Origin of the sequence: Pseudomonas sp. B10(2017) (assembly GCF_002113295.1) — a bacterium.
Classification (GTDB): domain Bacteria; phylum Pseudomonadota; class Gammaproteobacteria; order Pseudomonadales; family Pseudomonadaceae; genus Aquipseudomonas; species Aquipseudomonas pudica.
Genome location: NZ_NEJU01000020.1, coordinates 11969 through 24098 on the forward strand (window position 1 = coordinate 11969; position 12130 = coordinate 24098).

The 12130-nt window shown below is 64.4% G+C and carries 9 protein-coding genes; 4 read left to right on the forward strand and 5 right to left on the reverse strand.

Going from position 1 to position 12130, the window contains the following annotated elements; translation table 11 throughout:
* Positions 1 to 171: 171 nt before the first annotated feature.
* Entirely contained in the window at positions 172 to 3045 is a 2874-nt protein-coding gene (gcvP, locus tag CAF92_RS20985) for an aminomethyl-transferring glycine dehydrogenase (protein WP_085601826.1), read from the forward strand.
* Positions 3046 to 3156: 111 nt separating this feature from the next.
* Here gcvP and CAF92_RS20990 read toward each other — a convergent pair whose 3' ends face one another.
* The 3 genes from CAF92_RS20990 to CAF92_RS21000 form a co-directional block, all read right to left on the reverse strand.
* Positions 3157 to 3471, reverse strand: coding sequence for a DUF2388 domain-containing protein (locus CAF92_RS20990; protein WP_003259356.1), 315 nt, complete (start codon positions 3469 to 3471; stop codon positions 3157 to 3159).
* 88 nt (positions 3472 to 3559) lie between these two features.
* A complete protein-coding gene (locus CAF92_RS20995; protein ID WP_085601827.1) occupies positions 3560 to 5245 on the reverse strand; it encodes a GspE/PulE family protein in 1686 nt (561 codons plus the stop codon).
* 214 nt (positions 5246 to 5459) lie between these two features.
* Complete coding sequence (locus CAF92_RS21000; protein WP_003259353.1) at positions 5460 to 5765, reverse strand: hypothetical protein; 306 nt, start codon at positions 5763 to 5765, stop codon at positions 5460 to 5462.
* A gap of 126 nt (positions 5766 to 5891) precedes the next feature.
* On the opposite strand from CAF92_RS21000, the gene CAF92_RS21005 reads away from it, so the two are divergent.
* Complete coding sequence (locus tag CAF92_RS21005) at positions 5892 to 6359, forward strand: Lrp/AsnC family transcriptional regulator (protein ID WP_085601828.1); 468 nt, start codon at positions 5892 to 5894, stop codon at positions 6357 to 6359.
* An 87-nt stretch (positions 6360 to 6446) separates the two neighbouring features.
* On the opposite strand, the gene CAF92_RS21010 is transcribed toward CAF92_RS21005, so the two are convergent.
* Positions 6447 to 7814, reverse strand: a complete 1368-nt coding sequence (locus tag CAF92_RS21010; protein WP_003259352.1) for a CYTH domain-containing protein — start codon at positions 7812 to 7814, stop codon at positions 6447 to 6449.
* Between the two features lie 220 nt (positions 7815 to 8034).
* Here CAF92_RS21010 and argE point away from each other — a divergent pair, with 220 nt between their 5' ends.
* Together argE and argA are read left to right on the forward strand one after the other, a co-directional pair.
* On the forward strand, positions 8035 to 9177 hold the full coding sequence (argE, locus tag CAF92_RS21015; RefSeq protein ID WP_085601829.1) for an acetylornithine deacetylase: 1143 nt from the start codon (positions 8035 to 8037) through the stop codon (positions 9175 to 9177).
* Between the two features lie 124 nt (positions 9178 to 9301).
* Complete coding sequence (argA, locus tag CAF92_RS21020; RefSeq protein WP_013974710.1) at positions 9302 to 10600, forward strand: amino-acid N-acetyltransferase; 1299 nt, start codon at positions 9302 to 9304, stop codon at positions 10598 to 10600.
* Positions 10601 to 10752: 152 nt separating this feature from the next.
* Here the strand turns inward: argA and CAF92_RS21025 are convergent, their stop codons facing one another.
* A complete protein-coding gene (locus tag CAF92_RS21025; RefSeq protein ID WP_015272222.1) occupies positions 10753 to 12129 on the reverse strand; it encodes a glutamine synthetase family protein in 1377 nt (458 codons plus the stop codon).
* Between the last annotated feature and the right edge of the window lies 1 nt (position 12130).

Here is a 12130-nt window from a genome sequence, read left to right on the forward strand (position 1 = left end):
AAGCCAGCTCCCACAGAGATAGCGCGCGCCTCAGGGCCTGTGGTTACCTGTGGGAGCTGGCTTGCCGGCGATAGGGCCGGTACTGGCAAAACAAGTTTCCCCGCAGAATCGGCAATCCCTTCCTAGACTTGTAAGTCTCCATGAGAGCTGTTCCAGGAAGAGAGCGTCGTCATGTCCCAGTCGCCATCCCTGCATCAACTGCAAGAGCTCAACCCTTTCCTGCGTCGCCACCTGGGCCCGGATGCCACGGAGCAGCAGGCCATGCTCAATGCGCTGGGTGTCGCCAGCCGCAGTGAGCTGATCGAGCAGACCGTACCGCCAGACATCCGCCTCAATCGCCCCCTGGACCTGCCGCCGGCACTGGACGAACAGGCCGCCCTGGCCAAGCTCGCCGGTTACGCCGGGCAGAACCAGGTCTGGACCAGCCTGATCGGCATGGGCTACCACGGCACCATCACCCCCACGGTCATCCTGCGCAACGTGCTGGAAAACCCGGGCTGGTACACCGCCTACACGCCCTATCAGCCTGAAATCGCCCAAGGCCGGCTGGAAGCACTGCTGAACTTCCAGCAGATGGTCATCGACCTCACCGGGCTGGCCCTGGCCAACGCCTCGCTGCTCGACGAAGCCACCGCCGCCGCCGAGGCCATGGCCCTGGCCAAGCGGGTGGCGCGCAACAAGAGCAATGCCTTCTTCGCCGACGAGCACTGTCACCCGCAGACCCTGTCGGTACTCAAGACCCGTGCCGAGGGCTTCGGCTTCGAGCTGATCGTCGACTCTGTGGATAACCTTGGCAAACACGCGGTTTTCGGGGCCTTGTTGCAGTACCCGGATACCCACGGCGAGGTGCGCGACCTGCGCCCGCAAATCGACCATTTGCACAGCCAGCATGCCTTGGCCTGCGTAGCCGCCGACCTGCTCAGCCTGGTGGTGCTGGCACCGCCCGGGGAACTGGGCGCCGATGTGGTGCTGGGCTCGACCCAGCGCTTTGGCGTACCGATGGGCTATGGCGGCCCCCACGCGGCCTATTTCGCCTGCCGCGATGACTACAAGCGAGCCATGCCGGGGCGCATCATCGGCGTGTCGCGCGATGCCCGTGGCAACACCGCTTTGCGTATGGCCCTGCAAACCCGCGAGCAGCATATCCGCCGCGAGAAGGCCAACTCCAACATCTGCACGGCCCAGGTGCTGCTGGCCAACATTGCCGGCTTCTACGCGGTGTACCACGGCCCGGAAGGCCTGCAGCGCATTGCCCAGCGCGTGCACCGGCTGACCTTCATCCTGGCAGCCGGCCTCGAGGCCAAGGGCATCAAGCGCCTCAACCAGCACTTCTTCGACACCCTTACCCTGGACGTCGGCGGTGCCCAGGCGGCCATCATCGAAAGCGCCGAGGCTGCGCAGATCAACTTGCGCATTCTTGGCCGCGGGCACCTGGGCGTGAGCCTGGACGAGACTTGCTCGGAGCAGACGGTGCTGCGCCTGTTCGACATCTTCCTGGGGGTGAACCACGGCCTGGATATAGCCGCACTTGACCAGCTGGCCCTGCCCGAAGGCATCCCCGCCAGCCTGGTGCGGCGCACGCCGTTCCTCGCCCACCCGGTGTTCAACCTGCACCACAGCGAAACCGAGATGCTGCGCTACCTCAAGCAGCTCGAGAACAAGGACCTGGCGCTGAACCAGTCGATGATCCCGCTGGGTTCGTGCACCATGAAGCTCAACGCCACCAGCGAGATGATCCCCATTACCTGGCCTGGCTTTGCCCAACTGCACCCGTTTGCCCCGGCGGCCCAGGCCACCGGTTACAAGGCAATGATCGACGAGCTGGAAAGCTGGCTGTGCGCCATTACCGGCTTCGATGCCATTTGCATGCAGCCCAACTCCGGCGCCCAGGGCGAGTACGCCGGCCTGATGGCCATTACTCGCTACCACCGCAGCCGCCACCAGCCACAACGCACGCAGTGCCTGATCCCGTCGTCGGCCCACGGCACCAACCCGGCGTCGGCGCAAATGGCCGGCATGGAGGTGGTGATTGTCGATTGCGACGATGATGGCAACGTCGACCTGGCCGACCTCAAGGCCAAGGCCCACTCGGCCGGGGATCGGTTGTCGTGCCTGATGATCACTTACCCGTCGACCCACGGCGTGTATGAAGAGGGGATCCGCGAAATCTGCGAAGTGGTCCACCAGCACGGTGGTCAGGTGTACATGGATGGCGCCAACCTCAATGCCCAGGTGGGCCTGGCGCGTCCGGCGGATATCGGCGCTGACGTTTCACACATGAACCTGCACAAGACCTTCTGCATTCCCCACGGTGGTGGCGGCCCGGGCATGGGCCCGATCGGCATTCGCGCGCACCTCAAGCCGTTCGTCGCCAGCCACCCGGTGGTGCCGGTACCCGGCCTGGACCCGAACAACAGCGCGGTCAGTGCCGCGCCTTGGGGCAGTGCAAGCATCCTGCCGATCAGCTGGATGTACATAGCCATGATGGGGCCGCAGTTGGCCGATGCCAGCGAGGTGGCGATCCTGTCGGCCAATTACCTGGCCAGCCAGCTGGGTGGAGCCTTCCCGGTGCTCTACCGCGGGCGCAACCAGCGCGTGGCGCATGAGTGCATCCTCGACCTGCGGCCGCTGAAGGCGCTGACCGGCATAAGCGAAGAGGACGTGGCCAAGCGCCTGATGGACTATGGCTTCCACGCGCCGACCATGTCGTTCCCGGTGCCGGGCACGCTGATGGTCGAGCCGACCGAGAGTGAGTCCAAGGCTGAACTGGACCGCTTTGTCGAGGCGATGTTGGCGATTCGGGCGGAAATTGGCGAAGTGCAGGAGGGCAACTGGCCGGCGGAAAACAACCCGCTCAAGCATGCACCGCATACCCTGGCCGATGTGCTGGCGGTGTGGGACAGGCCCTACAGCCTGGAACAGGCGGTGGCGCCCAGTGCTCACGTGCGCCAGCTCAAGTACTGGCCAGCGGTGAACCGGGTGGACAATGTGTATGGGGACAGGAACCTGTTCTGTGCTTGTGTGCCGGTGGAGGCGTATCGCTGAGATCGGTGCTGGATTCTTCGCGGGCTTGCCCGCTCCCACAGCACTTGCACAAGATTCAAGCCTTGTGCGGTCCCTGTGGGAGCGGGCGCGCCCGCGAAGCAGGCGACGCGGTTACTCGGCTACCGCATTCTTGGCCAGGATGGCATTGGCCAGTTCCATGTCGGAAGCCTGCATCCCCGGGTTCTCTGCGCGGGCCTGGCGAATCGCCGCTTCAAGGAACGGCCCGCGGATCGCGCCTTCGCTGGCCACGAAGCTGCCGGCGTCATCCTGCGCCGCCATCACCAGCTTGTGATCCCCGGAGGTCAGGTAGCTCGATGCCGTGGTAGCACCTGTAGTCATCACGTTACGCCAGAAGGTATCGGCCATGGCCGAGCCGATAGGCAGCGAAAGCAAGGCAGCGGCAGCGATGGCGGTTTTGAAACGCATGTTGAAACACCTCGAAGGGTGAGGGTTGAAGATGCGCGATTTGATATGCAGCGGGGTTGCAAGTTCCTTGAATACAAGGGATTTTTGCTCAGGAACAGGCCCGCAGCACTTCCTCTTGGCGGGTCTGCCCACAGGCTACCTTGGCTTCGCCGCAGCGGCGCAGATCCAGCAATCCATCGGCCACGGCCTGGCGCCTTAAACTGGCCAGATCGCCGCCCGGACCTATCAGGGCGCGCAGGCTGTCGCTGGGAACCAGCAGCTCGAACAATCCTGTGCGGCCATGGAACCCCGTGCCACGACAGGTACGACACGGCTGGCCTTCGGCCAGCGCCGCACCACCGCGGCAATCCGCGCACAGAGTACGCACCAAGCGCTGGGCCATCACCCCCACCAGCGTCGCCTTGATCAGGTAGTCGGCCACACCCAGTTCCTGAAGACGGGTGATCGCACCACAGGCGTCGTTGGTATGCAGGGTCGACAGCACCAGGTGCCCGGTCAGGGCAGCCTGCACCGCCACCAGGGCAGTCTCGCGGTCACGGATTTCGCCGATCATGATGATGTCCGGGTCCTGGCGCAGCATGGCCCGCACACCGTTGGCGAAACCCAGGTCCAGGGCGGGCTGCACCTGCAACTGGTTGAAGGCGGGGTCCAGGCGCTCGATCGGGTCTTCGATAGTGCACAGGTTGACCTGCGGCGTGGCCAGCAGCTTGAGGCTGGCGTACAGCGTGCTGGTCTTGCCGGACCCGGTGGGACCAGTGACCAGGATGATGCCCTGGCGCTGGCGTAGCAGGCCTTGCCACTGATCCAGTTGCGGCCCATCCAGGCCCAGCCGGTCGAAGCCTTCTTGCAGCTGTTGCGGGTCGAACAGGCGCAGCACCAGTTTTTCGCCGAACGGGGTCGGCAAGGTCGACAGCCGCAGTTCCACCTCGCCGCCGCCAGGCAGGCGGCTTTGCAGCCGGCCATCCTGCGGTCGGCGCTTTTCCGCGACGTCCATGCGCCCCAGGTGTTTCAAGCGGCTGACCAGCGCCAGGGTCACCCCGGCGGGGAAGGCATAGACGTTGTGCAGCAGGCCGTCGATACGGTAGCGCAGCTGGCCCTGCTCGCGGCGTGGTTCCAGGTGGATATCGCTGGCGCGTTGCTCGATGGCGTACTGCAGCAGCCAGTCGACGATATGCACGATGTGCGCGTCGTCGGCACTGGCCTCGGCCTGGCGCTTGCCAAGCTCCAGCAGCTGTTCGAGTTCGCCCAGGCTGGCTGACTGCTGGTGTTGCGCGCCTTTTACCGATTGGGCCAGGCGATGAAACGACTGCCCTGCCTGGCGGACCTGCTGCGGGTTGGCCAGCACGCGACGGACCGGCCGGCCCAGGCTGCGGGTGAGGTCGGCCAGCCAGTCATCCTGGTAGGGCTGGGCGCTGGCGACGGTGACGCTGGACGCATCGGCGGCGACGATAAGGATGCCGTGGCGCTGGGCGAAGGCCGGGGAAATCAGGCCGGCGATCTGGGGCAGGTCCAGTTGCAGCGGGTCAATGCGCAGGTAGGGCTGGCCGACCTTGTTGGCCAGCCATTGGCAGAGTCGGTCCAGGTCCAAGAGCTGGCCAGGATGTTCGCGGTCTTCCAGGGCGCAGGCAGCGATCTGTTCCAGCGGGTGTGCGGTGGGGTGGGTGACGGCATGCTCGAGGACCTGCAGGGTGTCGTTGGCGTGCAGGTGCTGGTCGGCGAGCAGGGCCTGGAGCACGTGCTTGAGATCGAGTGCCGCGTTGTCGGGGGTATGCATGGTTGGCGTCCGTGCCTGATAGGGGAGTCCTGCTCAAGGCTAGCCGGGCGAGGGAGGGTTACCGAGGGTGAAAGGTTTCGGAATCTTGCAGTGCCTGTGCCGGCCTCTTCGCGGGTAAACCCGCTCCCACAGGACCGCACAAACCTGAAAGTTTTGCAGTACCTGTGGGAGCGGGTTTACCCGCGAAGAGGCCGGCACAAGCACCGAGCATGGCTCAGACCACCGCCAGCTCCACCCGCTGCAAGTTGCTCAGGCTCACCTCACCCACACACACCAGGTTACGCAGTTTCTGCGCAATCACCTCGGCCCGGTGCCAACTCAGGCCGCCGATGCCGACCTCGATATCCAGCCAGTCATCCTGCTGGCTCACCTGCACGCTGTGCGGGGTCAGGAACTGCAGGGCAAACAGATTGAGCACCCGGCACAGGCTGTCAGGCTCGGCCTCGGCCTGTAGGCGATAGTGCACGGTGCTGTGGGCGCTGCTGGCGGCCCAGGCGTCGGTACGGGGCTGTGCGTTCATGCTGATCTCCGCAAATGTAGGAGAAATTCTTGCACGTTGGCGGTGGTATTTTTTCGCTATGATTTGATCGTTTCGCTGTACTGGCGAATTGTTCTAGTCATTAAATCCTTTTCAGGAGAATTATTTATGCGCAGCGAGCTGGACGCCTATGATCGCCGTATCCTCGAGCTGCTTCAGGAGGACGCTTCGCTGTCCAGTGCGCAGATCGCCGAGCGAGTGGGGCTGTCGCAATCGCCGTGCTGGCGGCGTATCCAGCGGTTGAAGGAGGAGGGAGTGATTCGCGGGCAGGTGACCTTGCTGGACCGCAAGAAGGTCGGCCTGAACACGCAGATATTCGCCGAGGTGAAACTGAACGCTCACGGGCGCTCCAACTTCAACGAGTTCACCGACGCAATCCGCGGGTTTCCGGAGGTATTGGAGTGTTATGTGCTGATGGGGTCGGTGGACTTTCTGTTGCGCATCGTCACCCCGGATATCGAGGCTTATGAACGGTTCTTCTTCGAAAAACTGTCGAACGTGCCGGGGATACAGGAGGTGAACTCGATCGTGGCGCTGTCGGAGATCAAGTCCACCACCAGCCTGCCACTTTCGTGATGAGGCTTTCGCAGCAAAAGGCTGCTTCTACAGGGATATCGGTGACCTGTAGGAGCAGCCTTGCGCTGCGAAGCAGGCGACTCGGTATCACGCCTTGAGCAGGTGCTTCCAACCGCGGCTCTGGTCCACCGCCCGAGCCTGTTCGATACGCGCTTCCAGCACTTCATCGCTGATCGGCTGTTCAGCCAGCTCATGCAGCTTCTTCAGGTCGCCATACAGGCGGTCCATCTGCGGCGCTTCCAGCACCTGACGGGCATGGTGCAGCCAGGCCAGCAGTTGCTCGATGCGCGGCAGTTGCTCGGCCAGGTCTTCCGGACGCTGGGTGTACAACGGCAGCTTCAACGCTCGGCCTTCTTCGCCCAACAGGTGCGCCAGCCAGCTTGCCAGCTGCGCCTTGCCCTGGCGCTCGCCACGGCCTTTGCGCTCCACGGTCCAGGCACGGGCCAGCAACCAGCGTGAAGTTTCCAGCGAGAACTGGCCCCAGCGCACGTCCTCCAGCTCTTCGGCGAACTGCTCGGGGGCGGCGCGACGGATATCTTCGTCTTCGTTGCCGGCCTGCACCAGCGGGCGCCAGTCTTCGAGCAGGGCGTCGAGGCTGCTGCGCAGATCGCGGGTGGTGGCGCGCGGCGCGGCCTGGCCCAGGCTGGCGGTAATGGCACGCAGCTCGCTCAGGCACTCGACCCAGTCCTGCAGCAGGCGCCAGTGGCCGTTGTGGCGGTATTGTTCGGCCAGGCGCTGGCTGCTGCCCAGCAGTTGCCAGGCCAGTGCGGCGTAGGCGTCGTCCACGGCCATTTCGGCTTCCAGTTCGGTGTGCGGCAGGCCCAGCTCGTAGCTGTCCGGCTCCAGCAGGCGGTAGCCACGCTCGGCCTTGCTGATGTCGCATGGCATCAGCGGCAGGCTGGCGGCAAGCTCGGCAGCCAGCTCCAGCAGAGCCTGTGGCTCGCCTTCACGCAGTTCCAGCTCCAGCTCGCAGATCTCTTCCTTGCGCTTGCCGGCGATCACGAAACCCTGGTCCAGCGCTGCCTCGATCACCACCTTGCTCTTGCCGCGACCCCAGGCGATTTCGGCGTATTCACGGCTGAAGTCGGTGGTGAACAGCGGCTTGATGGTCTTTTTGTCCAGGTTGGCCAGTTGCGCGGGCCAGCAGCTGTCGTCGAGCTTCTTCAAGTCGAGCTTGACCTTGTCCAGTTGCCATTCGTGCTCGTTGCGCTCGGACAGGCCGGCCACGCTGGTGCCGCGGCACTTGAGGGTCTGGATGATGGCCTCGCCATCGCGGCGCAGGCGCAGAGCGACACGGGCGGCGGAGAGCTCGCGCTCGGGGGTGTCGAAGTACTGGTTGAGCAGTTCGCGGGTCTGCCAGCCGGACTTGTTGCGCTTTTTCAGCAGAGGGTGCTCGCGCAGGGCGGCAAGGGTCTCGCGGCTGGCGCGGAGCTTGAGTTCGGTTTCTTTGTGCATCACAGGCTCGAAGGAGGGGGCGTGGTTGCCCAGCAGTCTACAGGAGTCGGCTCTCGTCTGTTGGATCGTGGTGGCCTTCTTCGCGGGTGAACCCGCTCCCACAGTTTCTGTGCTGCCCTCAGGTGTGGCGCTTTCCCTGTGGGAGCGGGTTTACCCGCGAAGAGGCCCACACGGTTGGACGGCATTGCTATGATGGGCAACGCTTCCGAGGAGTACGCGCATGCCGTTGCCGACGCTGAAAGACCAGTTCGCCGCCCTGATCGCCGCGCCCTCGGTCAGTTGCACCCAACCTGTGCTGGACCAGTCCAACCGCCAGGTCATCGACCTGCTGGCCGGCTGGCTGGGCGACCTGGGTTTCAAGTGCGACATCCAGCAGGTCAGCCCCGGCAAGTTCAACCTGCTGGCCAGCCGTGGCACCGGCCCGGGGGGCCTGGTGCTGGCGGGGCACAGTGACACCGTACCCTATGACGAACAGCTGTGGGCCAGCGACCCGCTGAAGCTCACCGAAACCGATGGCCGCTGGGTCGGCCTGGGCAGCTGCGACATGAAAGGCTTCTTCGCCCTGGTCATCGAGGCGGTCATCCCGCTGCTGGAGCACGATTTCAAGCAACCGCTGCTGATCCTCGCCACCTGTGACGAAGAAAGCTCCATGTCCGGCGCCCGCGCCTTGGCCGAGGCCGGCCAGCCGCTCGGCCGTGCGGCGGTGATCGGCGAGCCCACCGGGCTGCGGCCGATCCGCATGCACAAGGGCATCCTCATGGACCGCATCGACATCCTCGGGCGCAGCGGCCACTCCTCGGACCCAAGCCTGGGCCGCAGCGCCATGGAGGCCATGCACGCGGTGATGGGCGAGCTGATGGGCCTGCGCCAGCAATGGCAGCAAACCTACCGCAACCCGCAATTCACCGTACCGACCCCGACCATGAACTTCGGCTGCATCCACGGCGGTGACAACCCCAACCGTATCTGCGGCCAGTGCGCCCTGGAATTCGACCTGCGCCCGCTGCCAGGCATGGACGTGGAGCAACTGCGCGCAGCCATCCGCGCCAAGCTGGTGCCGGTGGCAGAGCGCTTTGAGGTGCGCATCGACTATGCGCCGCTGTTCCCGGAGGTGCCTCCATTCGAACAGGCCGCCGACGCCGAGCTTGTGCAAGTGGCGGAGCGCCTGACCGGCCATCGCGCCGAAGCGGTGGCGTTCGGCACCGAAGCGCCTTATCTTCAGCAACTGGGTTGCCAGACCATCGTGCTGGGCCCCGGCGACATCGCCTGTGCCCACCAGCCCGGCGAATACCTGGAAATGTCACGAATCGAGCCTACCGTGCGTCTATTGCGTGACCTGATCCGGCACTATTGCCTGGACTAAACGTCAACCGAACTGTTTCGTTCCTGCCTAGAGGAGACCGCGCGTGACCGCAAGCCTGTTCCGACGATGATCCTGAACGCCCCCTGTATCGCCGTTCTCCGTCCACTTATCCACAGGCCCTGTCATGCCCGACTACGTCAACTGGCTGCGTCATGCCTCCCCGTATATCAATGCCCATCGCGACTGCACCTTCGTGGTCATGCTCCCTGGCGATGGGGTGGAACACCCTAATTTCGGCAACATCGTCCACGACCTGGTGCTGCTGCACAGCCTGGGCGTGCGCCTGGTACTGGTGCATGGCTCGCGCCCGCAGATCGAAAGCCGCCTGGCTGATCGCGGCCTGACCCCGCACTACCACCGGGGCTTGCGTATCACCGATGCCGCCACCCTGGATTGCGTGATCGATGCCGTCGGCGCCCTGCGCCTGGCCATCGAGGCACGCCTGTCGATGGACATCGCCGCTTCGCCCATGCAGGGCTCGCGCCTGCGCGTGGCGTCCGGCAACCTGGTCACGGCGCGGCCGATCGGTGTGCTCGAAGGTGTGGACTACCACCATACCGGCGAGGTGCGCCGGGTCGACCGCAAGGGCATCAGCCGCCTGCTAGACGAGCGCTCCATCGTGCTGTTGTCGCCGCTGGGCTACTCGCCCACGGGTGAAATCTTCAACCTGGCCTGCGAAGACGTGGCCACCCGCGCCGCCATCGAACTGGGGGCCGACAAGTTGCTGCTGTTCGGTGCCGAGCCAGGCCTGCTGGATGCCGATGGCAAGCTGGTGCGTGAGCTGCGCCCGCAGCAGGTTGCCCCGCATCTGCAGCGCCTGGGCAGCGATTACCAGGGCGAATTGCTGGATGCCGCGGCCGAAGCCTGCAAAGGCGGCGTGGCACGCAGCCATATCGTCAGCTATGCCGAGGACGGCGCCTTGCTGACCGAGCTGTTCACCCGTGGCGGTGGTGGCACATTGGTGTCACAGGAGCAGTTCGAAGTGGTGCGCGAGGCGACCATCGAGGACGTGGGAGGTTTGCTGGAACTGATCAGCCCGCTGGAAGAGCAGGGCATCCTGGTGCGCCGTTCGCGTGAGGTGCTGGAGCGGGAGATCGAGCAGTTCAGCGTGGTCGAGCGCGAAGGCATGATCATCGCCTGTGCGGCGTTGTATCCGATTGCCGACTCCGACGCCGGCGAACTGGCGTGCCTGGCGGTGAACCCGGAGTACCGCCATGGCGGGCGTGGTGACGAGCTGCTGGAGCGCATCGAAAGCCGGGCGCGACAGCTGGGGCTGAACACCCTGTTCGTGCTGACGACGCGTACCGCGCACTGGTTCCGCGAACGCGGGTTTGCGCCGAGCGGGGTCGAGCGGCTGCCAGCGGCGCGGGCTTCGCTGTACAACTACCAGCGCAATTCGAAGATCTTCGAGAAGCCCTTGTAAGCCTGTACCGGCCTCTTCGCGGGCTCGCCCGCTCCCACAGGTACACCGTAGGCTTCAGACCTTGTGATTACCCTGTGGGAGCGGGCAAGCCCGCGAAGCAGGCGACACCGATCTCGAAACAAAAACGCCGCCCTTGTGGGCGGCGTTTTCGTTTACACGGTGTGCAGGTACCAGTTGTACTCAAGGTCGGAGATCGAGTGCTCGAACTCCTCCAGCTCGCTCTCCTTGCACGCGACGAAGATGTCGATGTACTTCGGATCGATGTACTTGTTCAGGATCTCGCTGTCGTCCAGCTCGCGCAGGGCATCGCGCAGGTTGTTCGGCAGGCTCTGCTCCAGCTGCTCGTACGAGTTGCCTTCGATCGGCTCACCCGGCTCGACCTTGTTGGTCAGGCCATGGTGCACACCGGCCAGTACAGCGGCCATCATCAGGTACGGGTTGGCGTCGGCACCGGCCACGCGGTGCTCGATGCGCACGGCGTCCGGCGAGCCGGTCGGCACGCGCAGGGCCACGGTGCGGTTGTCCAGGCCCCAGCTTGGCGCGTTCGGTACATAGAACTGCGCGCCGAAGCGGCGGTACGAGTTGACGTTCGGGCAAAGGAACGCCATGGACGCGGGCAGGGTCTCGAGCACACCGCCGACAGCGTGACGTAGCGCGGCGTTCTGCTCGGGATCCTCGCTGGTGAAGATGTTGTTGCCATCTTTGTCCAGCACGGAAATGTGTACATGCAGGCCATTGCCTGCCTGGCCCGGGTAGGGCTTGGCCATGAAGGTGGTGTCCATTTCATGGTCGTAGGCGATGTTCTTGATCAACCGCTTGAGCAGTACCGCGTAGTCGCAGGCCTTGAGCGGGTCGGCCACGTGGTGCAGGTTGACTTCGAATTGCGCCGGGGCGCTTTCCTTGACGATGGCGTCGGCCGGGATGCCTTGCTCCTTCGCGCCTTCCAGGATGTCCTGCAGGCAGTCTGCATATTCGTCGAGGTCGTCGATCAGGTACACCTGGGTCGACTGTGGGCGCTTGCCCGAAATTGGCGAGCGCGGTGGCTGCGGGCGGCCGTTCACGTTCTCCTGGTCGATCAGGTAGAACTCAAGCTCGAACGCGGCGCAGATGGTCAGGCCCATCTCGGTGAACTTGTCGACCACCTGGCGCAGCACTTCACGCGGGTCGGCGAAGAATGGCTCACCTTCGAGCTCGTGCATGGTCATCAGCAGCTGGGCGGTCGGGCGCTTCTGCCAGGGTTCGTTGGAGAGGGTGCCGGGGATCGGGTAGCAGATGCGGTCAGCATCGCCGATGTCCAGGCCCAGCCCGGTGCTTTCAACGGTGGAACCGTTGATGTCCAGGGCGAAGAGGGAGGCAGGCAGGTTGATGCCTTTCTCGTAAACCTTGTGGAGGCTGGTGCGCTCTATGCGCTTGCCACGCACCACACCATTCATATCTGCAATCAGAAGGTCAACGTAGAGAACCTCAGGATGTTCCTTAAGGAACGCGTTCGCTTCGTTAAGCTGAACGGCACGCGGGGGTACCGACATG

Excerpts from the sequence above, each read along its gene's own strand:
- CAF92_RS21025 (WP_015272222.1), bottom strand. The coding sequence starts at position 12,129 with ATGTCGGTACCCCCGCGTGCCGTTCAGCTTAACGAAGCGAACGCGTTC.
- CAF92_RS21010 (WP_003259352.1), bottom strand. The coding sequence starts at position 7,814 with ATGCACAAAGAAACCGAACTCAAGCTCCGCGCCAGCCGCGAGACCCTT.
- argA (WP_013974710.1), top strand. The coding sequence starts at position 9,302 with ATGCCCGACTACGTCAACTGGCTGCGTCATGCCTCCCCGTATATCAAT.
- CAF92_RS21000 (WP_003259353.1), bottom strand. The coding sequence starts at position 5,765 with ATGAACGCACAGCCCCGTACCGACGCCTGGGCCGCCAGCAGCGCCCAC.
- CAF92_RS20995 (WP_085601827.1), bottom strand. The coding sequence starts at position 5,245 with ATGCATACCCCCGACAACGCGGCACTCGATCTCAAGCACGTGCTCCAG.
- CAF92_RS21005 (WP_085601828.1), top strand. The coding sequence starts at position 5,892 with ATGCGCAGCGAGCTGGACGCCTATGATCGCCGTATCCTCGAGCTGCTT.
- gcvP (WP_085601826.1), top strand. The coding sequence starts at position 172 with ATGTCCCAGTCGCCATCCCTGCATCAACTGCAAGAGCTCAACCCTTTC.
- CAF92_RS20990 (WP_003259356.1), bottom strand. The coding sequence starts at position 3,471 with ATGCGTTTCAAAACCGCCATCGCTGCCGCTGCCTTGCTTTCGCTGCCT.
- argE (WP_085601829.1), top strand. The coding sequence starts at position 8,035 with ATGCCGTTGCCGACGCTGAAAGACCAGTTCGCCGCCCTGATCGCCGCG.